The sequence below is a fragment of the Janthinobacterium leeuwenhoeki genome (genome assembly GCF_051380795.1).
GTDB lineage: Bacteria > Pseudomonadota > Gammaproteobacteria > Burkholderiales > Burkholderiaceae_D > Janthinobacterium.
The window spans coordinates 126243-150820 of sequence record NZ_JBNYXT010000001.1 but is presented as its reverse complement, the minus strand read 5'-3'; the positions used below and the strand labels follow the sequence as shown (position 1 = coordinate 150820).

Annotated in this window: 18 protein-coding genes; 15 read left to right on the top strand and 3 right to left on the bottom strand. The window is 62.7% G+C overall.

The genetic code is table 11. The annotated features are described in order from the left end of the window. Nucleotides 1-483: 483 nt before the first annotated feature. The 3 genes from ACQ4WS_RS00620 (at nt 484) to ACQ4WS_RS00610 (ending at nt 6372) form a co-directional block, all read left to right on the top strand. The gene (locus tag ACQ4WS_RS00620; RefSeq protein ID WP_436472726.1) at nt 484-3528 is read left to right on the top strand and encodes a TonB-dependent receptor; all 3045 of its coding nucleotides are present in this window, start codon (nt 484-486) and stop codon (nt 3526-3528) included. Between the two features lie 66 nt (nt 3529-3594). Then, nucleotides 3595-4986: a Gfo/Idh/MocA family protein gene (locus ACQ4WS_RS00615; protein WP_436472724.1), complete on the top strand. Its 1392-nt coding sequence runs from the start codon at nt 3595-3597 to the stop codon at nt 4984-4986. Nucleotides 4987-5049: 63 nt separating this feature from the next. Next, complete coding sequence (locus ACQ4WS_RS00610; RefSeq protein WP_436472722.1) at nt 5050-6372, top strand: DUF3472 domain-containing protein; 1323 nt, start codon at nt 5050-5052, stop codon at nt 6370-6372. Between the two features lie 9 nt (nt 6373-6381). Here ACQ4WS_RS00610 and ACQ4WS_RS00605 read toward each other — a convergent pair whose 3' ends face one another. Further along, nucleotides 6382-6675, bottom strand: a complete 294-nt coding sequence (locus ACQ4WS_RS00605) for a hypothetical protein (protein WP_436472720.1) — start codon at nt 6673-6675, stop codon at nt 6382-6384. 268 nt (nt 6676-6943) lie between these two features. Then, nucleotides 6944-7321: a SirB2 family protein gene (locus ACQ4WS_RS00600; RefSeq protein ID WP_436472719.1), complete on the bottom strand. Its 378-nt coding sequence runs from the start codon at nt 7319-7321 to the stop codon at nt 6944-6946. 466 nt (nt 7322-7787) lie between these two features. On the opposite strand from ACQ4WS_RS00600, the gene ACQ4WS_RS00595 reads away from it, so the two are divergent. From ACQ4WS_RS00595 to ACQ4WS_RS00585, 3 genes are read left to right on the top strand one after another with little or no spacing between them, the layout of a single operon-like run. Next, nucleotides 7788-9032 (top strand): MFS transporter, encoded by a 1245-nt coding sequence (locus tag ACQ4WS_RS00595; protein WP_436473158.1) that lies wholly within the window; start codon nt 7788-7790, stop codon nt 9030-9032. An 8-nt stretch (nt 9033-9040) separates the two neighbouring features. Beyond that, the gene (locus tag ACQ4WS_RS00590; protein WP_436473156.1) at nt 9041-10426 is read left to right on the top strand and encodes a NarK family nitrate/nitrite MFS transporter; all 1386 of its coding nucleotides are present in this window, start codon (nt 9041-9043) and stop codon (nt 10424-10426) included. A 59-nt stretch (nt 10427-10485) separates the two neighbouring features. Further along, nucleotides 10486-11178, top strand: a complete 693-nt coding sequence (locus ACQ4WS_RS00585) for a carbonic anhydrase (protein WP_436472718.1) — start codon at nt 10486-10488, stop codon at nt 11176-11178. Nucleotides 11179-11293: 115 nt separating this feature from the next. On the opposite strand, the gene ACQ4WS_RS00580 is transcribed toward ACQ4WS_RS00585, so the two are convergent. Next, nucleotides 11294-11665 (bottom strand): ribonucleotide reductase subunit alpha, encoded by a 372-nt coding sequence (locus ACQ4WS_RS00580; RefSeq protein WP_436472716.1) that lies wholly within the window; start codon nt 11663-11665, stop codon nt 11294-11296. A gap of 245 nt (nt 11666-11910) precedes the next feature. Between ACQ4WS_RS00580 and ACQ4WS_RS00575 the strand changes: the two genes are divergently transcribed. The 9 genes from ACQ4WS_RS00575 to ACQ4WS_RS00535 all read left to right on the top strand — a co-directional run bounded on the left by ACQ4WS_RS00575 (nt 11911) and on the right by ACQ4WS_RS00535 (nt 24498). Then, on the top strand, nt 11911-15609 hold the full coding sequence (locus tag ACQ4WS_RS00575) for a nitrate reductase subunit alpha (protein ID WP_436472714.1): 3699 nt from the start codon (nt 11911-11913) through the stop codon (nt 15607-15609). Between the two features lies 1 nt (nt 15610). Next, nucleotides 15611-17161: a nitrate reductase subunit beta gene (gene narH / locus ACQ4WS_RS00570; RefSeq protein ID WP_230538232.1), complete on the top strand. Its 1551-nt coding sequence runs from the start codon at nt 15611-15613 to the stop codon at nt 17159-17161. 21 nt (nt 17162-17182) lie between these two features. Then, complete coding sequence (gene narJ, locus ACQ4WS_RS00565) at nt 17183-17839, top strand: nitrate reductase molybdenum cofactor assembly chaperone (RefSeq protein ID WP_436472712.1); 657 nt, start codon at nt 17183-17185, stop codon at nt 17837-17839. Nucleotides 17840-17873: 34 nt separating this feature from the next. Next, complete coding sequence (gene narI / locus ACQ4WS_RS00560) at nt 17874-18560, top strand: respiratory nitrate reductase subunit gamma (protein WP_436472710.1); 687 nt, start codon at nt 17874-17876, stop codon at nt 18558-18560. Nucleotides 18561-18574: 14 nt separating this feature from the next. Then, on the top strand, nt 18575-19321 hold the full coding sequence (locus ACQ4WS_RS00555) for a peptidylprolyl isomerase (RefSeq protein ID WP_436472708.1): 747 nt from the start codon (nt 18575-18577) through the stop codon (nt 19319-19321). A 102-nt stretch (nt 19322-19423) separates the two neighbouring features. Then, the gene (moaA, locus tag ACQ4WS_RS00550; protein ID WP_436472707.1) at nt 19424-20410 is read left to right on the top strand and encodes a GTP 3',8-cyclase MoaA; all 987 of its coding nucleotides are present in this window, start codon (nt 19424-19426) and stop codon (nt 20408-20410) included. Between the two features lie 162 nt (nt 20411-20572). After that, a complete protein-coding gene (locus tag ACQ4WS_RS00545; RefSeq protein WP_436472705.1) occupies nt 20573-22474 on the top strand; it encodes a type IV pili methyl-accepting chemotaxis transducer N-terminal domain-containing protein in 1902 nt (633 codons plus the stop codon). A 23-nt stretch (nt 22475-22497) separates the two neighbouring features. Continuing rightward, nucleotides 22498-23160, top strand: a complete 663-nt coding sequence (locus ACQ4WS_RS00540) for a response regulator (protein ID WP_436472704.1) — start codon at nt 22498-22500, stop codon at nt 23158-23160. A 126-nt stretch (nt 23161-23286) separates the two neighbouring features. After that, nucleotides 23287-24498 (top strand): NnrS family protein, encoded by a 1212-nt coding sequence (locus tag ACQ4WS_RS00535; protein WP_436472702.1) that lies wholly within the window; start codon nt 23287-23289, stop codon nt 24496-24498. Nucleotides 24499-24578 lie beyond the last annotated feature (80 nt).

Below are 24578 nucleotides of genomic sequence, written 5' to 3'. Positions count from 1 at the left end.
CGCCCCGGTCCGCCTATGCGGGCTGGGGTATTGCCATGAAAAGAAAGGATGCCATTCCGAAATGTGCAATACGAAAGATAAACGTAAGTGAAAGCAGATCATCTGGGCTGCTTTCGCGTTTTCCGCGCCGATTTTTTGGTCTGTTTCACCGTTCCTGCTCACCTACCTGCATACGCTTGTATCTGCCACACCACGATAGCGAAAGTTATCTACCGAAAAACTCATTAAATCGAAAGATAAATCGCGATTATTTGTCCGTTTCAGCGATAAATTCGCGTTATAACTTTCTTTTTGTTGACGATACTTATTTTTCTTTTTAAAGTAATCCCAAGAAAACGAAAATCAGCCGATACGGACTGATTTCCCGGAAGGTGCAACTGCCTGGCGCTACCTTCCGACGACTACCATAAAAATTGCATCCCCTCGACTTCGCCCTGGAGCGGGGAGGGCGCGTATAACCCTCGATATAGACGGAGAGACAGCATGCATACCACCCGACTCAAATTGCGCGACATCAGCCGCGCCGCCGCGATCGTGATCGCACTGGCGGCCGGTGTGCCAGGCCAGGCCTGGGCACAGTCGAACGCCACCAGTACCATTTTCGGCGAAGTGAGCGTGCCGGCCGGCGCCACCGTGGTGCTGGAAAACCTGGCGACGGGCGTGCAGCGCAGCCTGACGCCCGATACGTCGGGCCGCTATGTGGCCAACTCCATGCCGCCAGGCCGCTATGCGGTGCGTGTGCTGCGTGCCGGTTCGGTCGAAGCGTCACAGGAAGTCGAAGCCCTGATCGGCGCCGGTGCGGAAGCCAACTTCGGTCCGGCCAGCGCGGCCGGTACCGTGGGCCAGGAGCAAACCGTCGTGGTGAAGGCGTCGCGCAATCCGATCGACGTATCGAACACGAACAATGGTGTGATCTTCACGGCCAAGGAATTGAAAGCGCTGCCAGTCGGGAATGACGTGGCTTCCATCGTGCAGCTGACGCCGGGCGTGGCCCGTGGCACCAACAGCGTGTACGGCAATGCGCCATCGATCGGCGGCTCGGGCCAGTCCGAAAACGCGTTCTACGTCAACGGTTTTCCCATCACGAACATCCTGACCCAGGTGGGCGCGTCGGAGCTGCCGTTCGGCGCGATCTCCAACCTGCAGGTGCTGTCGGGCGGCTACGGCTCGGAGTTTGGCCGCTCCACGGGCGGCGTGATCAACATCACCACCAAGAGCGGCGGCAACAAGGTCGAATTCGGCGGCAAGGTGTCCATCATCCCAGGTACGCTGAAGGGCACAACGGAAAACCGGTATTACCCGAACACGGGCGCCAATCCGGACACGGATGGCACCTTGAAGTACTGGAACCGCGATAACAACAGCAGCAGCAAGGTTGTCGGCTTGTACGGCAGCGGACCCCTGATCAAGAACAAGCTGTTCGCCTTCGTGGCGCTGGAACAGACGCGCACGAACAGCGGTTCCGTCGCCGGTGCGCGCGACGACTCGGACAAGGTGCTGCCGAACGGCTGGCGCGAGAGCAAGAGCAAGGTTGACCGCATGATGGCCAAGCTGGATTACAACCTGACGGACGATCATCACTTTGAATATACCAAGCTGTATGACCGCACGACGACGGATAGCCAGAGCTATGGCTTCGACTATGCCACCTTGAAACGCAACAACGTGCCTGGCGGCGGAAGTGAGACCACCATCAACTGCTGCGGCTCGTCGGCTGCGCCAGGCGCGAATGTCGATATCTTCAAGTATACCGGCTACCTGACGGACAATCTGACGGTGACGGCCATGATGGGCCAGTCGCGCACCAGCCACCGCCGCACGCCCGAAGGCTATGACCCCAACCTGGCGCAAACCAGGTCCATCCAATCGACGCAAGTGCCCGGCCTCGTCTATGTGAATCCGCAATCGGTCACTGGCTCCCTGACCGACCCTTCCTCGGAAGACCGCCAGAAGGCCAAGCGCCTGGATCTGGAGTACAAGCTGGGCAAGCACTCGCTGCGCGGCGGCATCGACCGCATCGACGTGGAATCGAAGGTGGGCCTGAACCTGGCCGGCGGCTATCGTTGGAACTACTTGAAAGCCAAAGATGCGAATCTGCCGATCAACGGCGCCTTTGAAACGCCGTACCAGGGCGGCGGCTACGGCAAGGATGGCTATTACGTCAGCAAGGACCTGAACGCCAACCTGGCGCGGCCGACCAGCGTGCAGTCGGCGCAATACATCCAGGATCACTACCAGGTCACGGAGCGGGTACTGCTGGATCTGGGCCTGCGCCGCGAACAGTTCACCAACTACAGCACCGATGGCGTGGCTTTTATCTCGCAGCGCAACATGATCGCCCCGCGAGTGGGCGCCACCTGGGACTACCTGGGTGACGGCACCCTGAAATTCTTCGCCAACGGCGGCCGCTACCACTTGCCGGTACCATCGAATTTGTCGAGCAACATGGCCAGCCCCTTCCTGGCCACCAGCGAGATGTACACCTACACGGGCGTCGATCCGGTCACGGGCGCGCCAACGGGGCTGCACGCGATCAGCAAGCCGTATTCGGCCAACAACGCCTATGGCCAGAGCCGCGATGCGCGCGAAGTGACGGCCGTGGGCCTGAAACCGCTGTCGCAGGATGAATTCTCGCTGGGCTTCGAACGCGCCCTGAGCAAGAAGCTGGTGGTGGGCGCCAGCGTCCTGTACCGCAAGCTGAATGACACCAACGACGACGTCTGCGACGAGCGTCCGCTGCAAGCCTGGGCTACGCGCAACGGCGTCGACACGGGCAACTGGAGCGGCTTCCAGTGCGCCATCATCAACCCGGGCCGCGACAACAGCCTGATGGTGGACTTTGACGATGGCAAGGGTTTGCGCCGCGTGGATATCTCGGCGGCCGAGTGGGGCAACCCGCTGCCATCGCGCACTTACCGCGCCTTGAACATGTTCATCGAGCATCCTTACACGAACGGCTGGTACGGCAAGCTGACCTACACCTTGTCCGGCCTGAAGGGCAATATGGAAGGCCAGACGGACAGCATCGGCGGCGGCGACGTCGGCCTGACGGTCAGCGACGACCACAAGGAACTGATGTACAACGCCTATGGCTACCTGCCGGGCGACCACCGCCACGCCTTCAAGGCCTACGGCTTCATGCAGGTCATCCCGGACGTGATGGTGGGCGCCAACCTGTCGCTGACCTCGGGCGCGCCGCGCAACTGCATCGGCGCGCTGCCCGATAACCTGCGGTTCGAGAACGATTACGGCGATTCCTACTTCTATTGCAATGGCAAGCCGGCGCCGCGCGGCAGCCAGGGCCGGCTGCCATGGCAAGCCCAGTTGGACATGAATGTGGCCTATACTCCCAGCGCCGTCAAAGGCCTGAGCCTGAAAGTGGACGTCTTCAACGTGTTCAACAGCCAGACCGTCACCCGCTATACCGAAACGCGCGAAGACCATGGCGCCATCTCCCGCAATTACCTGCAGGTCGATGGACGCACGGCGCCGCGTTCCGTGCGCTTCACGGCGGAATACACCTATTAAACTGCAGTCGGCCCGCTGTGCTGCGGGCCGGCGACGATCCTTACCAACGGAAGCGAGTAGAGACTAATGACAACACAAATCAATCGACGCAATTTCCTTTCCGCCAGCGCCGCGCTGGCTGGTGGCGCCATGGCTGGCAGCGCCTTGCTGTCTGGCGAGGCCAACGCTGCACCTGCAGCCGGCCGCGACAAGGTCCGCCTTGGCGTGATCGGCACAGGCATGCGCGGCCAGGTGCTGCTGGCTGAACTGGTGCGCCGCGACGACGTGGAAGTGGTCGCCCTGTGCGATATCGAGCCGATCATGCTGAAACACGCGCTGGGCCAGGTGGCCAAAGCCGGCAAGCCGCGTCCGCGCACGTATGGCGAAGACCGTGACCAGAAAGCCTACAAGCGCATGCTGGATGCGGGCGGCCTCGATGGCGTGATCATCGCCACGCCGTGGGAATTCCACGCGCCCATGGCAATCGCCGCCATGCAGGCTAAGATACCCGTCGGTTGCGAAGTGGTGGCTGGCATCACCTTGCAAGACCACTGGGACGTCCTGAATACCCAGCTGAAAACGGGCACGCCGTACATGTTGCTGGAAAATGTGTGCTACCGCCGCGACGTGATGGCCGCGCTGCAGATGGTGCGCGCGGGCCTGTTCGGCGAACTGCTGCACCTGCAGGGCGGCTACCAGCATGACCTGCGCGCCGTCAAATTCAACAGCGGCAATCCGGCCAAGCCGTATGGCGGCGGCGTGGAATTCGGCGAAAAGGGCTGGTCGGAAGCCCATTGGCGCACGCAGCATTCGGTTGAGCGCAATGGCGAACTGTATCCTAGCCACGGCATCGGCCCGTGCGCCATGTACACCAACATCAACCGCGGCAACCGTTTTACGCGCATCAACGCCTTCGCCACCAAGGCGCGCGGCTTGCACGACTACATCGTCAAGCAGCCGGGCGGCGCGCAGCATGCGAACGCCAAGGTGAAATTCAAGCTCGGCGACGTCGTCACCACCACCCTGGCGTGCGAGAACGGCGAAACCATCATCCTGCAGCACGACACGAGCCTGCCGCGCCCGTATTCGCTGGGCTTCCGCGTGCAAGGCACGGACGGCCTGTGGATGGACTTGAACAATTCCATCCATATCGAAGGCGTCAGCAAGCCGCACCAGTGGGACGACTTCAAGGCTTACCAGGACAAGTATGAGCACCCCGTATGGCGCAAATATGCGGCGCAAGCGGAAGGCGCGGGCCACGGCGGCATGGACTTCTTCGTCATCCACGCCTTTGTCGAAGCGCTCAAGGCCAATGCGCCGATGCCGATCGATATCTACGATGCCGTGACGTGGAGCGCCATCACGCCGCTGTCCGAGCAGTCGATCGCCGCCAACTTCCAGACCCTGGACTTCCCCGACTTCACGGGTGGCCAATGGAAATCGCGCAAGCCGATCTTCGCCCTCGACGGCAAGTACTAAGCACCATTTACCCGCTACCGCGCCTGCCGTCGTAGCGGGTTTTTTCTATCCCAGGAGACGTTGATGAAACACAGAAGTTCATTACTCTACGCAGTCCTTCCCGCCATGCCCTTGCTGCTGGCAGCCTGCGGCGGCGCCACCGCCACCAGCCCCAGCAGCACCAGCACGGGCGGCACCGCCTTGCTGGCCGCCAGCGTGGCCGCGCCGGTCACGTCCGCCAGCGTGGCACTGGCCGGCAATGCCTTCATCACCAGCGGTACTGAGGGCGCCATCATCGGCGAACATGGCCTGGCGGGCTGGAGCAATCCGGCTGCCGTCGCCAGCACGTATTTCCGCGTCGATGGGGCGGGCCCCGTCCGGGTGGCTCTCGATGCCAGCCTGGCCGATGGCGGCAACAGCACCATCCGCGTGAAGATCAACGGCACGCCGTTCGACGTCAAGCTGGCCGGCAAGGCCAGCAAGACCTACGCCGTCGGCACGGTCAATGTGCCGGCGGCCGGCTATGTGAAGGTGGACTTGCAGGGGCTGTCGCGCGTGAAGGGCACGTTTGGCGACGTCACCGCGCTGAAGGTGACTGCGAACGCCGCGCTCGCGTACGCCAACGACCCGGCCAATTATTACTGGTCGCGGCGCGGGCCGTCCGTGCACATGGGCTACGCGGTGCCGGCCAATACCGAGTATTTCTATAACGAGATGACGATACCCAAGGGGCAGGATGCCATCGGCTCCTACTTCATGGCCAACGGCTTCGGCCAGGGCTACATGGGCATTCAGGTCAAGTCGCCCAGCGAGCGCTGGATATTGTTTTCCGTGTGGGACGCCGACAATGGCGCGAAGACCACCCTGGTCAGCAAGGGTGCCGGCGTGGTCGACAATGCGTTTGGCGGCGAGGGCACGGGCGGGCAGACTTACCTTTCATATAACTGGGCGGCCGGCACCACCTACCGTTTCATCACGCGCGCGCGGCCCGATGGCAAGGGCGGCAGCGATTACTCGGCCTGGTTCTTCGCGCCCGAGACGGGCAAGTGGCGCTACATCGCCACCTGGAAGCGGCCGGCCATCAGCACGTACTTGACGGGCGTGCATTCCTTCCTCGAGAACTTCATCGATACCCTGGGCTACACGGAGCGCCGCGTCCAGTTTGGCAACCAGTGGGCAAGGAACGTTGCCGGCGCCTGGTCGGAAGTGACGGCAGGGCGCTACACGGGCGACGCCACGGCTACCAACGCGCAGCGCATGGATTACGCGGGCGGCCTGGAAAACGGCAAGTTCTACCTGCATAACGGCGGTTTTTTTGCCGATGTCGTGAAAACCGGCCAGAGCTTCACACGCCCGGCTACGGGCCAGGCGCCGGCCGTCGATGTGGCAGCCTTGCCGATGCAATAGGCATTGCCCTTAGCCCGGCCGCTTGCCCACCATCGCTTCGATGCCGCGATAGTAGGTGAGCGGCCGGCCTATCGTCACTCCGATCAATGCCGCCGCCTGGATGATGTCAGCCGTGTCGCGCCGGTACACCACCAGCGCATCCATTTCGTCGGAGCCGTTGCCATCGATCTGTATCAGGTTGTAGCCACCTTCGTCCACGGCGCGTTGCGCCAGTTCCGTGTCCAGCCACTCGAAATAGGGCAGCGCGCTACCGTCGCTGTCCTTGAGCATGTCGTACGGGAAGTCGGGGAATTCGTCGAACATGTCCTGTCATCTACCTGGGACGTCTGGATGCCAACCGTTTCCTGGAAGTGGCTTCGATACACGACAATTTCGAGGAAGATATCGTCTATCTGAAGAAAAATCCCTTGCTGGCCAATGCCAGCATCGAGAACAAGGCGCTCGATGTGCGTGAATGGTAGCTACAGGACGCCACTGGCAAGAAACTGCTGGAAAGAAACCGCGCCAAATAAGCACGTGCAGGGCGCGCCAGCGGGCGCCAGCTCGCTTGCGCTGCTGTATATCTGATGCATCACAGCGGCCAGGCCTGCTTGGTGACGGCCACGCCGACGATGTAGGCGAATACCAGCACGGCGCCGGCAAACGCGGCGCCGCGCACGGCCGGCGTCTTGCCCCGTTTTAGCGCGATGGTGCCCAGCACGATGTAGGCCACCAGCGCGCACAGCTTGGCGGCCAGCCAGGGCTGGCTGCCCGGCGACTGGCCGCTCCACACGGCCAGGGCGATGGCGCTGGCCAGCAGAGCCGTGTCGACCAGGTGCGGCAGCACTTTCACCCAGCGCTGTTGCAGCAGCGGCGAGGCGCGCAGCATCCAGGCGCCGCGCAATAGGAAAAGACAGCCGCTGGCGGCGGCGCAACCCATGTGGAAATGCTTGAGGCTCAGATAATCCATGCGTGATGTGATGGCTGTTGATTGAAGGTGGCGCCAGCATAACCGCCTTTGGCGCGTCGCGCCATACGTCGTCGGGACGGCTGGCGTGCGCCTGCGCGTACGCATCGCAGGCCAGCATGGCATCCACATCGCCAGCCTGGGCCACGCGAGTGACGACCGCGTCTGTTGCGTCTCTGTGCAGCATGCCGCTCCTTTTCTTCAGGCGCCGAGTGTGCCAAAAATACCTGCGTTGGTAAAACGCCCGCCATCCAGCCTAGGCCCGCACCGCGCCATCTAGTCACTTTTGCCGATGCGGCTATCCAGATTGCCTTTCCAGAATCACCCTGTGGCCGATAGTGCCTTTCCCCTCTGCCACGTAAGCTGGTCGGGACGGCTGGCCAGACGGCCAGTGCATTCATGGAGAAACATCGTGGCTACCCTAGATGGCACTAAGAACAACAGTAGTAACAAGGCAGTCGAACCGGGCATGCGGCGCAAGCAGGCGTCCGTACTGATCAGCAGTACCTTCGCATTTACCATCTGCTTTGCAGTCTGGATGATGTTTGCCGTACTGGGCATCCCCATCAAGACCAGCCTGGGCTTGACGGAAACGCAATTTGGCCTGCTGGCCGCCATGCCCGTGCTGACGGGCTCCCTCGTGCGCGTGCCCCTGGGCATCTGGACGGACAAATACGGCGGACGCCGCGTCTTCTTTTGGCTGATGCTGGCCAGCGTGGTGCCGATCTACCTGATTTCCTACGCCACCGCCTACTGGCATTTCCTCGTGCTGGGCATGTTCGTGGGCCTGGCGGGCGGCTCGTTTTCCGTCGGCACGCCGTATGTGGCACGCTGGTATGAAAAGGAGCGCCGTGGCCTGGCGATGGGCATCTTCGGCGCCGGCAACTCCGGTTCCGCTCTGACCAAATTCGTCGCGCCGGGCATCGTCGCCGCCTTCGGCTGGCAAATGCTGCCCAAGGTGTATGCGGTAGCCATGCTGGCCACGGCCATCATCTTCTGGCTGTTTTCGTACACGGACAAATCCCATCTGGCGCCATCGGGCGAAAGTTTTTCGGCGCAGATGAAGGTGCTGAAGGACCCGCGCGTGTGGCGCTATTGCCAGTACTACTCGGTGGTGTTCGGCGGTTATGTGGCGCTGGCGCTGTGGATGACGAAGTATTACGTGGCCGAATACGGCTTCGACCTGAAACACGCGGCGCTGCTGGCCGCCTGCTTCTCGCTGCCGGGCGGCGTGCTGCGCGCGCTGGGCGGCTGGATCTCCGACAAATATGGTGCGGCGAAAGTCACCTGGGCCGTGATGTGGGTGTGCTGGGTGTGCTTCTTCCTGCTGTCGTATCCGCAAACGCAGATGGTGATCGAGACCGTCACGGGACCGCTGGCCATCCACATCGGCTTGTCGCCGCTGTGGTTCACGGTGCTGCTGTTCATCGTCGGCATCGCCATGGCCGTGGGCAAGGCGTCCGTCTTCAAATTCATCGGCGATGATTTTTCCGACAATATCGGCGCCGTCTCGGGCGTGGTAGGCCTGGCCGGCGGCTTGGGCGGCTTCATCCTGCCCGTGATGTTCGGCGCCCTGGTGGACCTCACCGGCGTGCGTTCGAGCGCCTTCATGCTCTTGTACGGCACCGTCTGCGTTTCCCTCGTCTGGATGTATTTCTCGTTCAAGCCGCTGCGCGCGGCGACTATACCTCAACCTGCAGGAGTTACGCTGTGAGCAAACCAATGAGCCGCTATATGATTAACACCTGGGAGCCGGAAACCCCGAGCTTCTGGCAAAACACGGGCAAGGCCACGGCCGCGCGCAATCTGTGGATTTCGATTCCCGCGCTGCTGCTGGCGTTCGCCGTATGGATGGTGTGGAGCGTGGTGGTGGTCAACCTGCCCAACATCGGCTTCACCTACAGCAATAACCAGCTGTTCTGGCTGACGGCCTTGCCGGGCCTGTCCGGCGCCACCTTGCGCATCTTTTATTCCTTCATGGTGCCGATTTTCGGCGGCCGGCGCTGGACGGCCATTTCCACGGGTTCCCTGCTGATCCCGGCCATCGGCATCGGCCTGGCCGTACAGGATGTGAATACGGGCTATCCGACCATGCTGATCCTGGCCCTGCTGTGCGGCTTCGGCGGCGGCAATTTCGCCTCGTCGATGGCCAACATCAGCTTTTTCTACCCGAAGGCGAGCAAGGGCTTCGCGCTGGGCATGAATGCGGGCCTGGGCAACCTGGGTGTGTCGGTGGTGCAGTTCGTCGTGCCGCTGGTGATCACCTTCGCCGTCTTCGGCGCCTGGGGCGGCGATTCCCTCACCTGGGTGAAAAATGGCGTGAGCAAGGACATGTGGCTGCAAAACGCGGGCTTCATCTGGGTGCCGTTCATCGCGCTGTCCACTTTGCTGGCCTGGTTCGGCATGAATGACCTGGCTTCGGCGAAAGCCTCGTTTTCCGAGCAGGCCGTGATCTTCAAGCGCAAGCACAACTGGCTCATGTGCTGGCTGTACACGGGCACCTTCGGCTCTTTCATCGGTTATTCGGCCGCGTTTCCGCTGCTGATCAAGATCCAGTTCCCCGACGTGAACCCGCTCGACTACGCCTTCCTGGGCCCCCTGGTCGGTGCGCTGGCGCGCGTGGCCGGCGGCGTGATTTCCGATAAATTGGGCGGTGCCCGCGTCACGTTATGGTCTTTCCTGCTGATGATAGGCGCCGTGCTGGGCGTGCTGTATTTCATGCCGCAAGCCGGCGTGGGTGGCAGCTTCAGTGGCTTCTTCTGGATGTTCATGCTGCTGTTTGCCGGCACCGGCATCGGCAATGCATCGACCTTCCGCATGATCCCCGTGATCTTTTTGACGGAACACCAGCGCGCGGCCGCCGGCAAGGGCAAGGCGGCGCAGGAGCAAGCCATCGTCGACGCCAACAAGGAAGGCGCGGCCGTCCTGGGCTTTACCTCGGCCGTGGCGGCCTACGGCGCCTTCTTCATCCCGAAAAGCTATGGCACCTCGATTGCGCTGACGGGCAGCCCCGACGCGGCCCTGTGGTGCTTCATCGGTTTTTATGTCAGCTGCATCGCCATCACCTGGTGGTGCTATGCCCGCAAGAATGCGCCGATGCCTTGCTAAAGTTGGAATGCCTGGCAAGTCCTGCTTGCCGGGCGCTGTATAAAGTATTCGAGGTAGTCATGGAAGAACTGGAAAAATTCGTCAACGGTTTCAGCCTGTTTCAGCAGCAGTATTTCAGCGAGCCGCAAACCTTGTACGATAGCCTGCGCGACGGGCAGCGGCCCTCGACTTTGCTGATCGGCTGCTGCGATTCGCGCGTCGATCCCATGCTGCTGACGGGCAGCGACCCGGGCGACATGTTTGTCGTGCGCAATATCGCCAACCTGGTGCCGCCGTGCACGCCCGACGCGCCGCCCGGCGTCAGTTCGGCCATCGAGTTCGCCGTCTGCAAGCTGGAAGTGGCCAGGGTCATCGTGCTGGGACATGCGCGTTGCGGCGGCATCCGTGCGCTGCTGGAACCGCAGCCGCGCGCGGAGGGCCAGGAAACGGACTTCGTGGGACAGTGGATGCGCATCGCCGAACCGGTGGCGCAGCGCGTGCGGCGCGAGCTGGCGCACCGCTCGTCGGAAGAACAGCACCATGCGTGCGAACTGGCCAGCATCCTGCAGTCGCTGGACAATCTGCTCACCTACCCATGGCTGAAGCGGCGGGTGGAGCAGGGCTTGTTGAAATTGCACGGATGGTATTTCGACATCGACAGCGGGGCGCTGATGGCGTATTCGGCGCGCCAGCAGCAGTTTTTGCCCCTCGTGTGTCCGATAGAGCGCGCGCGGCATTTGCACGAGCGCCCTTGGCCGGATGCAGGCAGGTAACCTGGTATGTAGCGTCAACAATGTGTCGGATTACGCTACGCTAATCCGACCTACGTCACTCTACATCAATCACGTAGGTCGGATTAGGCCGCAGGCCGTAATCCGACAACTTCCCTCAGCTGAACCGTAATAAATCCCCGCTGCGGTCAAACGCCAGCAGGCCATCGATGCGCCCTTGCTCGATGGCCGTCACCATGGCGCGCAGGGGCGCTTCGCATTCCTGCGCGGCGGGCGGCTGGCCGTCCTGGCCCGCCAGTCCCGCCACGAAGACCACGTCCCAGTGCGTCTGCATCTGTTTCGACTCCTCCATCAATGTCTCGAAGCTGCCCAGTTCCTCGGGCAGCTTGTCGGCGCACATCACGGGCGTGAGGGACTTGCCCTGGCCGCCAGGCTGGGGCTGCGCCTGGGTAAAGGTGAACAGCAGGCGTTGCGGCTGCTCCTGGTCGCGGGCGCTGCGCAGCAGGCTGGCGTAATCGGTAATCGACATGGTGCTCTTTCTCTGTGTTGAACGATGACGACAGGTATACCGCAGCGCCGCCTTGCCGCCCATAGGCAATAGTGACTATCCGGGTGACTACGCGCCTATGCATTCCTGGTGCGGGAAACCGACTTCTTGCCAATACCGCCGGGCAGGGCGCATCGATAGACTGTTTGTATCGACGCTTGAGCCATCCTGCTTGCAGCGTTTTTTAAGACCTGGCGCCGCTGCCTGCGGCGCAATGTGGAGGTAGCATGAGTCACTTTCTGGACCGCCTGAAATTTTTTAGCAAGCCCGCCGAACCGTTTTCAAACGGCCATGGCACCGTGGTCGATGAAGACCGTACCTGGGAAAACGCCTACCGCCAGCGCTGGCAGCACGACAAGATCGTGCGTTCCACGCATGGCGTGAACTGTACCGGCTCGTGCAGCTGGAAGGTGTATGTCAAGAATGGCCTGATCACCTGGGAAACCCAGCAAACCGATTATCCGCGCACGCGGCCCGACCTGCCCAACCACGAACCGCGCGGCTGCCCGCGCGGCGCCAGCTATTCCTGGTACGTGTATTCGGCGCAGCGCGTGAAATACCCGATGGTGCGCGGCCGCCTGATGGAAATGTGGCGCGAAGCGCGCAAGACCATGGACCCCGTCACCGCCTGGGACTGGATCAGCCAGGACCCCGTGCGCTCGCAGCAATACAAATCCATCCGCGGCCTGGGCGGCTTCGTGCGCGCCACCTGGGAAGAATCGAATGAAATCATCGCCGCCGCGAACGCGCTGACGATCAAGAAATACGGCCCGGATCGCATCGTCGGCTTCTCGCCGATTCCCGCCATGTCCATGGTCAGCTATGCCTCCGGCACGCGCTATCTGTCGCTGATCGGCGGCGTGGCCCTGAGTTTTTATGACTGGTACTGCGACTTGCCGCCGGCCAGCCCGCAAGTGTGGGGCGAACAGACGGACGTGCCGGAATCGGCCGACTGGTACAACTCGACCTATCTGATGGTATGGGGCTCGAACGTGCCGATGACGCGCACGCCGGATGCCCACTTCTACACGGAAGTGCGCTACAAGGGCACGAAAACCGTGGCCATCTCGCCCGATTACGGCGAAATGGTGAAGTTCGGCGACATCTGGCTGGCGCCGAAGCAGGGCACGGATGCCGCGCTGGCGCTGGCCATGGGCCACGTCATCCTCAAGGAATTCCACTCGGAAGGGCAGAGCGCCTACTTCCGCGACTATGCGCGCCAGTACACGGATTTCCCCATGCTGGTCTTGCTCAAGGAGCATAACGGCACCCTGGTGCCCGATTACTTCCTGCGCGCTTCGCACCTGGACAACAATCTCGACGAAACGAATAACCCGGAATGGAAAACCCTGGTCATCGACGAAGCCACGGGTGCCATTACCGCGCCGGCAGGCTCCATCGGTTTCCGCTGGGGTGAGTCGGGCAAGTGGAATCTGGAACAGAAGGCCGGCCGCAGCGGCGCGCCCATCGTGCCGATGCTCTCCATGATCAACGACAGCGACGCCGTCACGGAAGTGGGTTTCGCCTACTTCGGCGGCAAGGATGCGGCTGACATGCTGCTGCGCAAGGTACCGGTGAAAACCATCCGCCTGGCCGACGGCACGACGGCTCTCGTCACCACCGTGTTCGACCTGACCCTGGCCAACTACGGCATCGACCGTGGCCTGGGCGGCGAAAACGTGGCCGAGAGCTATGACGACGACGTACCCTACACCCCGGCCTGGCAAGAGAAGCACACGGGCGTGAAACGCGCCGACGTCATCACCGTGGCGCGCCAGTTTGCGCAAAACGCCGACCAGACGCGCGGCAAGAGCATGGTCATCGTGGGCGCCGGCCTGAATCACTGGTACCACATGGACATGACCTACCGCGGCATCATCAATATGCTGATGATGTGCGGCTGTATCGGCCAGTCCGGCGGCGGCTGGGCCCATTACGTGGGCCAGGAAAAACTGCGTCCGCAAACGGGCTGGACGCCTTTGGCTTTCGCCCAGGACTGGGTACGCCCGATGCGCCAGATGAACGGCACCTCGTTCTTCTATGCCCACACGAGCCAATGGCGCCACGAAAAGCTGGAAACGGGCGACATCGCCTCGCCATCGGCGGCCGGCGGCACGGGCGACCTGACCCTGCTCGACTATAACGCCAAGGCCGAGCGCATGGGGTGGTTGCCATCGGCGCCGCAGCTGCAAACCAATCCGCTGGAAGTGACCAAGGCCGCCAAGGCGGCAGGGCAGGCACCGGCCGCGTATGCGCTAGCCCAGATCAAGGCGGGCCAGCTGCAGTTCTCCTGCGACGACCCGGACAACCCGGCCAACTTCCCGCGCAATATGTTTGTCTGGCGCTCGAATATCCTGGGCAGCTCGGGCAAGGGCCACGAATACTTCCTCAAATATTTGCTGGGCACGCAGAATGGCTTGCTCAGCGATGAAGACGACTGCATCACGCCGAAACAGGTGAAAGTGCGTCCCGCCGCCGAAGGCAAGCTCGATCTGCTGGTGGTGCTGGACTTCCGCATGTCGACCACCTGCCTGTATGGCGACGTGGTGCTGCCGACAGCCACCTGGTACGAAAAAGATGACTTGAATACGTCGGACATGCATCCCTTCATCCACCCCTTGTCGGAAGCCGTGCAGCCCTTGTGGCAATCGAAGTCGGACTGGGAAATCTACAAGGGCATCGCCGAGAAATTCTCGGAAATCGGCGGCGAATTGCTGGGCACCCAGCAAGACATCATCCTCACGCCGCTGATGCACGATACGCCTGGTGAGTTGGGCCAGCCTTTCGATCCCAAGGATTGGCGCGCAGGCGAATGCGACGCCATTCCCGGCAAGACCATGCCGAACATGACGGTGGTCGAGCGCAATTACCGCGACGTCTACAAGAAATTCACCTCGATCGGCCCGCTGCTGGAAAGCATCGGCAACGGCGGCAAGGGTATTTCCTGGAAAACGGAGCATGAAGTCGAGGTACTGCGCGGCATCAACCGCACGGTGCTCGAAGATGGCGTCTCCAAAGGCCAGCCGCGCCTCGATACGGCCATCGACGCGGCCGAGATGATTTTGTCGCTGGCGCCGGAAACGAATGGCCACGTGGCCGTCAAAGCCTGGGCCGCGCTGTCCGCCATCACGGGGCGCGAGCATACGCATCTGGCTCTGCCGCGCGAGCATGACAGCATCCGCTTCCGCGACGTACAGGCGCAGCCGCGCAAGATCATTTCCTCGCCCACCTGGTCGGGCCTGGAAAGCGAAGAAGTCAGCTACACGGCCGGCTATACCAACGTGCATGAACTGATCCCATGGCGCACCCTGACGGGCCGCCAGCAGTTTTACCAGGATCACCTGTGGATGCGCGATTTTGGCGAAGGGCTGTGCGTGTACAAGCCGGCGATCAACACGAAGACGACGGAAGCGCTGCTGGGCACCAAGCCGAACGGCAACAAGGAACTGGCGCTGAACTTTTTGACGCCGCACCAGAAGTGGGGCATCCACTCCACGTACTCGGACAACCTGCGCATGCTGACCCTGTCGCGTGGCGGACCGCACGTGTGGCTGTCGGAAACCGACGCGAAGACGGCCGGCATCGTCGACAACGACTGGATCGAGGTCTTCAACGTGAACGGCAGCCTGACGGCGCGCGCCATCGTCAGCCAGCGCATCCCGGCCGGCATGACGATGATGTACCACGCCCAGGAAAAGATCATCAACGTGCCTGGCGCGGAGATGACGGGCAAGCGGGGCGGCATCCATAACTCGGTGACGCGCGCCGTGCCCAAGCCGACGCACATGATCGGCGGCTACGCCCAGCTGGCGTACGGTTTCAATTACTACGGCACGGTGGGCTCCAACCGCGATGAATTCGTATTGGTGCGCAAGATGAACAAGGTTGACTGGCTCGAAGGCCCGTTGCAGGAAGAAGGAGCATAGTATGAAAATCAGAGCGCAAATCGGCATGGTGCTGAACCTGGACAAGTGCATCGGCTGCCACACCTGTTCCGTCACCTGCAAGAACGTGTGGACCAGCCGCGATGGCGTCGAGTACGCATGGTTCAACAACGTGGAAACCAAACCAGGCATCGGCTATCCGAAGCAGTGGGAAAACCAGGACAAGTGGAATGGCGGCTGGCGCCGCACGGACGCGGGCAAGATCGAGCCGCGCCAGGGCAGCCGTCTGAAAATCCTGGCCAATATCTTCGCCAACCCGAACCTGCCCGCCATCGACGAGTACTACGAACCGTTCACCTACGACTACGAGCATTTGCAAAGCGCGCCGCTGTCGCAGACGCCGCCGACGGCCCGTCCGATCTCCGTGCTGACGGGGAAAAAGATGGAGAAAATCGAGTGGGGTCCGAACTGGGAAGATGACCTGGGCGGCGAATTTGCCCAGCGCAGCAAGGATAAGCTGTTCGACAACATGCAAAAGGAGATGTACGGCACCTTCGAAAACACCTTCATGATGTACTTGCCGCGCCTGTGCGAGCATTGCCTCAATCCGACGTGCGTGGCGTCTTGCCCGTCCGGCTCCGTGTACAAGCGCGAAGACGACGGCATCGTGCTGATCGACCAGGACAAGTGCCGCGGCTGGCGCATGTGCATCTCCGGTTGCCCGTACAAGAAGATTTACTACAATTGGTCGTCCGGCAAGGCGGAGAAGTGCACCTTCTGCTTCCCCCGCATCGAAGCGGGCCAGCCTACCGTGTGCTCGGAAACGTGCGTGGGCCGTATCCGCTACCTGGGCGTGCTGCTGTACGACGCCGACAAGATCGAGGCCGCCGCCTCCGTGCCGCAAGAGCAGGACCTGTACCAGGCGCAGCTTGATCTGTTCCTCGATCCGCACGACCCGGCCATCATCGCCGAGGCGCGCCGCCAGGGCATCCCCGACCTTTGGCTGGAAGCTGCTGTCAAGTCGCCCGTCTACAAGATGGCCGTCGAGTGGAAAGTGGCGTTCCCGCTGCATCCCGAATACCGCACCTTGCCGATGGTGTGGTACGTGCCACCGCTGTCGCCGATCCAGGCGGCGGCCGAATCGGGCAAGCTGGGCGTCAACGGCATGCTGCCGGACACGCAAAGCCTGCGCATTCCGGTGCAGTACCTGGCCAATTTGCTGACGGCCGGCGACCAGCCGCCCATCGTCACGGCGCTGGACCGCATGCTGGCCATGCGTGCCTACATGCGCAGCAAGACCGTCGAGAAGGTGGAAAACCTCACGGTGCTCAAGCAAGTGGGCTTGAGCAAGGCGCAGGTGGAGGATATGTACCACATCATGGCCATCGCCAATTACGAAGACCGTTTCGTCATTCCCAGCAGCCACAAGGAAATGGCCGAGGACAGCTTCAACGAGAAGGGTTCGTGCGGCTTCAGCTTCGGCAATGGCTGCTCGGACGGCAGCAGCGAGCCGACCTTGTTCGGCAAGAAAAAACACGGTTCGGCCATCTTCATGCAGATGCCGAAGTCGCGCAAAACGGCGCCTGGCGCCTAAGGAGCTGATATGGAACACGCTATGCATCACTACCAAATCCTCTCGCGCCTGCTGCTGTATCCGGAGCCGGAGCTGATCGCCCACCTGCCGCAGCTCGATGCCGCGCTGGCGGCGGTGCCGGAACAGCACGCGCTGTTGCTGCCCTTGCTGGCGCACCTGGAAAGCAGCAGCCTGATCGACCTGCAGCAGCAGTACGTGGCCACGTTCGACCGCAATCCGTCGCACTCGCTGCACCTGTTCGAGCATATCCACGGCGAATCGCGCGACCGGGGCCAGGCCATGGTCGACCTGATGGAGGAATACAAGCGCCATGGCCTGCAAATGGTGGGCGACGACTTGCCCGACTTCGTGCCGCTGTTCCTGGAATTCCTGGCGCAGCTCGACGAGGCGGCATCGACACCGCTGCTGGGCGACGCCGTCCACGTGCTGGCGCACATCGGCCGCAAGCTGACGGTCAACGGCAGCCCGTATGCGCCCGTCTTCACCTTGCTCGAACGCCTGAGCCCCGTGGCGGCAGAAATGCTGGCCGAACCGCCGGTGCGCGACATGGATGAAGCGCTGGAAACCTTCGGTCCCGGTGCGGACGGCGTCGAGCCGTTGCTGCGCCAAGGTCTGGGCCAGGTCGCGGGCGGCGTCCATCCCGTGCATTTTCACCCGCAGCCGCGGCGCGCCGCCTGAATGGCAGCCTGCGCCCGCATGAGGAGAGTACATCATGAGTAATTACTTGCATCAATTTGTGTATGGCATTTATCCATACATCGCGCTGGCCATCTTTTTCCTGGGTAGCCTGATCCGTTTCGACCGCGAACAATATACGTGGAAGTCCGATTCCAGCCAGCTGCTGCACCGCGGCAGCCTGCGCCTGGGCAATATCCTGTTCCACATCGGCATCATCGGCCTGCTGTTCGGCCATGCGGCCGGCTTGCTGACCCCCATCTGGGTGTGGGATACCCTGGGCGTGTCGCATAGCCTGAAACAGGGCGTGGCCATGGCGGCCGGCGGCATCATGGGCGGCCTGTGCCTGGCCGGCCTGCTGATCCTGCTGGTGCGCCGCTTTTCCAATGACCGGCTGCGCGCCGTCACCACGGCCGGCGACAAGCTGGTGATGGTGTGGATTTTGCTGACATTGCTGCTGGGCCTGTCCTCTATCTTCGTCTCGGCTTCGCACATGGATGGCCACATGATGGTCTTGCTGATGCACTGGGCGCAGCACATCGTGACCTTGCGCGGCGACGCCGCCAGCTTCATCGTCGATGCGCCGCTGGTGTTCAAGCTGCACCTGTTCATGGGCATGTCGCTGTTCGTCATCTTCCCGTTCACCCGACTGGTGCACGTATGGAGCGGCTTTGGCGCAGTCGCTTATCTGGGCCGTGCCTATCAACTGGTGCGCCGCCGTTAAGAAAGGAGTCAGTCATGGGAATTTCCGTCAATGGCATCGATATCGACGATGCCGACATCGCGCAGGAACTGCCGCATCACGACAGTGCTGGCAATCCGCTGAAGCAGGCCGTGCATGAACTGATACTGCGCCGGCTGCTGCAAGACGAGGCCGAACGCCTCGGCGTGCAGGGCGACAGTATGGACGACCGCATCGAAGCGTTGTTTGCGCAGGAAGTGCGCGTGCCGCCCGCCGACGATGCGGCTTGCCGCACCTTTTATGCGCAGCGCCCGCAGTTGTTTTGCAGCGGCGCGCTGGTCGAGGCGCGCCACATCCTGTTCCAGGTGACGCCGGAAGCGCCCCTGGAGCTGCTGCGCACGACGGCGCAAGCCGTGCTCGACGCCCTCAAACTGGCGCCAGAACGCTTCGGCGAACTGGCGGCGCAGTATTCGAACTGCCCGTCGGGCGCCCTTGGGGGAAATTTGGGCCAGCTGTCGCCGGGCCAGAGCGTGCCGGAATTTGACGCGCTGCTGTTCCGACTGGAAGAGGGCGTGCTGGCCGGTCATTTGCTGGAAACGCGCTTCGGCTATCACATCGTGCAGGTGCTGCGCCGCGTCGAAGGCCAGGCCATTGCCTACGAAGCGGTGCAGGCGCAGATCGCCGACCGCCTGTCGCGCGCCGCGTGGCAGCGGGCCGTGCACCAGTATCTGCACTTGCTGGTGGGGCGCGCCGACATCGCCGGTATCGAACTGGAAGGCACAGCCAGTCCGCTGGTTCAGTAAGTAGAAATGCGTAGGCCGAAAGGCGTAGGCCGCTAGGCCTTCTGGGGCACAGCCAGATCGTGCCCCAGCCTTTACAATCACGGAAGAATCAGGAGTAGTGTCATGGCTAGCGTCAAGTTGCAGGACCGTTTTGGCCGTTCGATCGATTATGTGCGTCTGTCCGTCACAGACCGCTGCGATTTGCGCTGCAGTTATTGCATGCCCAAGGGCTTTCGCGGCTTCGAGGAGCCGAAGGACTGGCTGACGTTCGACGAGATCGAGCGCCTGCTGGGTATTTTTGTTCGCCTCGGCACGCGCCGCGTGCGCCTGACGGGCGGCGAGCCCCTGTTGCGGCGCAACCTGCCGGCACTGGCGCAGAAGCTGTCCGCGCTGCCCGGTTTGCAGGACTTGTCGCTGTCGACCAACGCTACCCAACTGGGCAAGCATGCCGTGGCGCTGCGCGCGGCGGGCGTGGACCGCATCAACGTCAGCCTGGACTCTTTGGACCGCGCCTGCATGCAGCAGATCACGGGGCGCGACAGCCTGCAACCGATTTTAGATGGCCTGATGGCGGGCAAGGCGGCCGGTTTCGACCCGATCAAGATCAATATGGTGGCCATGCGCGGCGTCAATGACGGCCAGATCGAGGCCATGGCGGCGTTCTGCATCGAGCAGCAGTTCATCTTGCGCCTGATCGAAGCCATGCCCATGGGCAGCACGGGCCGCAATGCCTGCTACATGCCGCTGGGCCCCGTGCGCGAGCGCCTGGCAGCCCGCTTTGGCCTGGTGCCGCAGGCGATGGAGCTGGGTGGCGGGCCGGCGCGCTACATGGCGACAGCCGATGGACGCTCGAGCATCGGCTTCATCACGCCCATGTCGCAGCATTTCTGCGCCAGTTGCAACCGGGTGCGCTTGTCCGTCGATGGTACCCTGTACCTGTGCCTGGGCCAGGAAGAAAAATTCGCCTTTGGCCCCATGCTGCGCGGCGGGGCCACGGATGCGGAGATCGAATCGGCGATCCGCGCCGCCATCGAACTCAAGCCGCAGCAGCATGATTTCAATACGCAGCCGGACAAGATCGTGCGCTTCATGGCGCAGACGGGCGGCTAGGACGGACACCTGGCCAAACCTACTGCGCGGCGCGCTTTGCGGCCGGCGATGCTCACCGTACTGTAGTACGGTTGCGCTTCTCGGCCACAAATCACTGCCGCTCGCTACGGTTTTGCCAAGTGTCGTGGCGCCAAGGGCTGGCTTCTTAAAGCAAAAGGACCTATGAAATTCAAGGCGATGTTTTCCTCCTGGCAGAAACTGTCGACCAAGATCGTCGGCGCGCTGCTGCTCATGCTGGTGCTGGCTTTGAGCGCCATCGGCTGCACCCTGTTCCTGTCGTGGCAGCTCGAAGGCAGTTCGGCCGCTATCAATGAGACGGGCCGATTGCGCATGCAGACTTACCGCCTGACCCTGCTGCTTGCCAGCGACGCCCGCGAGCAGGCGCGCCAGCAGGTGCTGCTGATCGACGAGACCCTGGCCAAGATCGGCCACGGCGACCCGCAGCGCCCCTTGTTCCTGCCCCCCAGCACCGCCATCAAGTCCGAATTCGAGCGCATCGGCACCGCCTGGCGCGGCGCCTTGCGTCCGGCCGCCCTGGCCGCCGATTCCACCGCGCGCGCGCGCCAGTTCGGGCATGACGCCGATACCTTCGTCGGCCAGGTCGATCAATTGGTGCGCCTGATCGAGCACGATAGCGAACAGCGCACCTTCTGGCTGCGCGCCTCGCAGCTGATCCTCGTCGGCATGGCCGTCATCGGCACGGTCAGCATGATTTACCTGATGTTCATGCTCATCATCGAACCCGTCACGCGCCTGCGCCTGGGCATGCAGCGCATGAAAGAGCGCGATTTCAGCGTGCGCCTGGCGGTCGAAAGCAATGACGAATTCGGCCAGCTGGCCAGCGGTTTCAACCAGATGGCCGACCGCCTGCAGGCGCTGTACGGCAACCTGGAAGAGGGCGTGCGCAGCAAGACGGCCACCCTAGAATACCGCAACCGCGAACTGGCGCTGCTGTACGAAAGCGCCGCCTTCCTGCAGCGCCCGCAGCCCCTGGAAGACATTTGCGGCGGCTTCATGCAGCGCATCGTCGATTATTTCGAGGCCGACGGTTCCACCGTGCGCGTGCTCGACGCCGAGCGCGGCAACCTGCACATGGTGGTGCACCACGGCCTGTCCGAAGAACTGGTGGCGTCCGAGCATTGCCTGAAGGTGGGCGACTGCCTGTGCGGCACGGCCGTCGAGATGAAGGTGGCGAAGGTGCATGACATGCGCCGTATCGACAAGGCGCACGAGCTGCGCTGCCACCGCGAGGGCTTTGCCACGGTCTCCGTCTTCCAACTCCACGCGCATGAACAGCACCTGGGCTTCTTCAATCTGCATTTCCGCCATGCGCGCGTGTTTTCCACGCGCGAACTGGCCTTGCTGGAAACCCTGGGCCAACTGCTGGGCATCGCGCTGGAAAACCTGCGCCTGGCCGCGCGCGAGCGCGAAATGGCCATTTCCGAAGAGCGCAACCTGGTGGCGCAGGGCCTGCACGACAGCATCGCGCAAAGCCTCAATTTCCTCAACCTGCAAGTGCAGATGCTCGACGACTCCGTGCGCAATGCCCGTTTCGACGAGGTGGCGGGCATCGTGCCGGCCCTGCATGCGGGCGTGAAGGAAAGCTACGAGGACGTGCGCGAGCTGCTGGCCAACTTCCGCAGCCGTTTGATGGAGGATGACCTGATCGGCTCCCTGCGTGCGGCGGTGGACAAATTCCGCCGCCAGACGGGCATCGAGGCCGAGCTGCTGGCCGACGTCGACGGCGCGCCATTCCCCCGCGAGCAGCAATTGCAGTTATTATTCATCGTGCAGGAAGCGCTATCGAACATCCGCAAGCACGCCCAGGCCAGCCACGTCGAGGTGCGCCTGGCCGATCACCAGGATTTCAGCTTGACGATCAGCGACAATGGCATCGGCTTCGATACGTGCGCCGTGCTGGAAAAGGGCGACAGCCATGTCGGCATCCATATCATGCGCGAGCGCGCACAACGCATCGAGGCCACCTTCGACGTGCATGCCTGTCCTGGCGGCGGCACCACCGTCGAACTGCATCTGTCGCGCGAGCAGCGCCGCGCCGCCTAAGCAACTATCTGAAAGTACAAAAAATGGAGACTCCCGATAAACCGATCACCGTCATGCTGGTGGACGACCACGCGCTGTTCCGCAGCGGCATACGCTCGCTGCTGCAGCGGCATACGGACTTTTCCGTCGTGGGCGAGGCGGCCGATGGCGTGGAAGGCATCAAGCGCGCCATCCAGCTGCAGCCCGACGTGGTGCTGCTGGACCTGAACATGGCCGGCATGTCCGGCGTCGAAGCGCTGCAGCTGATGCAGCAAGACTGTCCCGACACGGCCATCGTCATGCTGACTGTGTCGGAAGACGCGGAAGACCTGGCGACGGCCTTGCGCGCGGGCGCCTGCGGCTACCTGATCAAGAATATCGATGCCGATTACCTGGTGCGCGCCATCCGCCGCGCCGCCGCCGGGGAGGTCGTCATCGCCGAAGCCATGACGGGCAAGCTGGTGGCGCAGCTGCAGGCAGGCACGCGGCGCGAGGAACCCGTGTCGGAACTCGACAAGCTCACGCCGCGCGAAAAGGAAATCATCGATTGCCTGTCGCGCGGCGAGAGCAACAAGGGCATTGCCCGCACCCTCGACCTGGCCGAAAGCACAGTCAAGATCCACGTGCAGAACGTGCTGAAAAAACTCAAGCTCACCAGCCGCGTGCAGGCGGCCGTGTACGCGGTCGAACACCGCCAGGGCAAGTAGCCGGGTAGTGGCGGGCTGACCCGCCGGGTCAGACCCCATGGCTATTATTGCTAGTCCTTTTTGCCGATGGCCGTCCTTGCGCTTTTAAAGTAGTATATGGAATATATCTTTAAAAGCGAGCCCATCATGGCCATCACCCCGATCAGCGAACCATCTTCTACTCCCGCCGCCATCGGCGCGGCGCCTTGGCATGCCGGCCACGCCGTCTGGCAACTGGGTTTTCGCCCGTTTTACCTGCTGGCGGCCGTGTTTGCGGCCGTCAGCATTCCCCTGTGGCTGGCCAGCTATTTTGGCGTGCTGCCGGGCGGCCTGCAGGTGGGGCTGGGCTGGCATATGCATGAAATGGTATTCGGCTTCGCGCTGGCCGTCGTCGTGGGCTTCTTGTACACGGCGGGGCGCAACTGGACGGGCTTGCCCACACCGCACGGCGCCCGGTTGATGGCGCTGGTGGCGCTGTGGCTGGCGGGGCGCGTGGCCATGCTGTGCGGCCCCGGCTTCGTGGCGGCGCTGGTCGACTGGCTGTTCCTGCCGCTGGCCGCCTGGCCCCTGTACCTGGTGCTGCGACGCTCGGGCAATACGCGCAACCTGTTCCTCGTCGGGCTGCTGGCCTTGCTGGCGCTGGCCAATGGCCTGTTCCACGCGGCCGTGCTGGGCTGGTTGCCGCTGTCGCTGTTTGTGCCCGTGCAGGCGGCCATCTTCATCATCGTGCTGATCGAATCGGTGATCGGCGCGCGCGTGATCCCCATGTTTACCCGCAATGGCGCCCCTGGCAGCACGCCGGTGGCCAGCCCGCGGCGTGCCTTGATCGCCGTGGCCTGCATGGCGGCGGCAGCCATCGCGTGGCTGGCCGGCGCGCCAGCCTGGCTGACGGCGCCGCTGGCCTTCTGCGCTGCCGGCGTCTCGCTGGCCAATCTGCTGGCCTGGCAGCCGCATCTCACGCTGCGCGTGCCCTTGCTGTGGATTTTGCACCTGTCGTATGCGTGGATAGGCGTCGGCTTCGCACTGCTGGCGGCCGCCAGCCTGGGGCTGGTATCGGCCAGCGCCGCGTTTCACGCGCTGACGGTGGGCTCGATGGCGGGCTTGATCATCGGCATGATGACGCGCACCACCCTGGGCCACACGGGCCGTCCTTTGAAGGGTGGCAGGGCGGAAGCGGCGATGTACTGGCTGATCCAGCTGGGCGCGCTGGCGCGTCTGCTGGCCGCCGTCGGCCCTGCCTCGCTGTCCATGCCGCTGCTGCTGGCAGCGGGCGCCTGCTGGTCGCTGGCCTTTGGCCTGTATGCGTGCGTGTATGCGCCTTACCTGTGGCGCGCCAGGGTGGATGGCCGCGAAGGGTAGGCCGGTTTCAGGAAGGAAGGCAGAACAGTATTTTGCTGATTCTCAGCAGCAAACTACTGTAGCAGACCATGGCGCTTCCC

Excerpts from the sequence above, each read along its gene's own strand:
- ACQ4WS_RS00540 (WP_436472704.1), top strand. The coding sequence starts at position 22,498 with ATGGAGACTCCCGATAAACCGATCACCGTCATGCTGGTGGACGACCAC.
- narI (WP_436472710.1), top strand. The coding sequence starts at position 17,874 with ATGAGTAATTACTTGCATCAATTTGTGTATGGCATTTATCCATACATC.
- ACQ4WS_RS00600 (WP_436472719.1), bottom strand. The coding sequence starts at position 7,321 with ATGGATTATCTGAGCCTCAAGCATTTCCACATGGGTTGCGCCGCCGCC.
- ACQ4WS_RS00545 (WP_436472705.1), top strand. The coding sequence starts at position 20,573 with ATGAAATTCAAGGCGATGTTTTCCTCCTGGCAGAAACTGTCGACCAAG.
- ACQ4WS_RS00620 (WP_436472726.1), top strand. The coding sequence starts at position 484 with ATGCATACCACCCGACTCAAATTGCGCGACATCAGCCGCGCCGCCGCG.
- ACQ4WS_RS00610 (WP_436472722.1), top strand. The coding sequence starts at position 5,050 with ATGAAACACAGAAGTTCATTACTCTACGCAGTCCTTCCCGCCATGCCC.
- narH (WP_230538232.1), top strand. The coding sequence starts at position 15,611 with ATGAAAATCAGAGCGCAAATCGGCATGGTGCTGAACCTGGACAAGTGC.
- ACQ4WS_RS00615 (WP_436472724.1), top strand. The coding sequence starts at position 3,595 with ATGACAACACAAATCAATCGACGCAATTTCCTTTCCGCCAGCGCCGCG.
- ACQ4WS_RS00535 (WP_436472702.1), top strand. The coding sequence starts at position 23,287 with ATGGCCATCACCCCGATCAGCGAACCATCTTCTACTCCCGCCGCCATC.
- narJ (WP_436472712.1), top strand. The coding sequence starts at position 17,183 with ATGCATCACTACCAAATCCTCTCGCGCCTGCTGCTGTATCCGGAGCCG.
- ACQ4WS_RS00595 (WP_436473158.1), top strand. The coding sequence starts at position 7,788 with ATGCGGCGCAAGCAGGCGTCCGTACTGATCAGCAGTACCTTCGCATTT.
- ACQ4WS_RS00580 (WP_436472716.1), bottom strand. The coding sequence starts at position 11,665 with ATGTCGATTACCGATTACGCCAGCCTGCTGCGCAGCGCCCGCGACCAG.
- ACQ4WS_RS00590 (WP_436473156.1), top strand. The coding sequence starts at position 9,041 with ATGAGCCGCTATATGATTAACACCTGGGAGCCGGAAACCCCGAGCTTC.
- moaA (WP_436472707.1), top strand. The coding sequence starts at position 19,424 with ATGGCTAGCGTCAAGTTGCAGGACCGTTTTGGCCGTTCGATCGATTAT.
- ACQ4WS_RS00585 (WP_436472718.1), top strand. The coding sequence starts at position 10,486 with ATGGAAGAACTGGAAAAATTCGTCAACGGTTTCAGCCTGTTTCAGCAG.
- ACQ4WS_RS00575 (WP_436472714.1), top strand. The coding sequence starts at position 11,911 with ATGAGTCACTTTCTGGACCGCCTGAAATTTTTTAGCAAGCCCGCCGAA.
- ACQ4WS_RS00555 (WP_436472708.1), top strand. The coding sequence starts at position 18,575 with ATGGGAATTTCCGTCAATGGCATCGATATCGACGATGCCGACATCGCG.
- ACQ4WS_RS00605 (WP_436472720.1), bottom strand. The coding sequence starts at position 6,675 with ATGTTCGACGAATTCCCCGACTTCCCGTACGACATGCTCAAGGACAGC.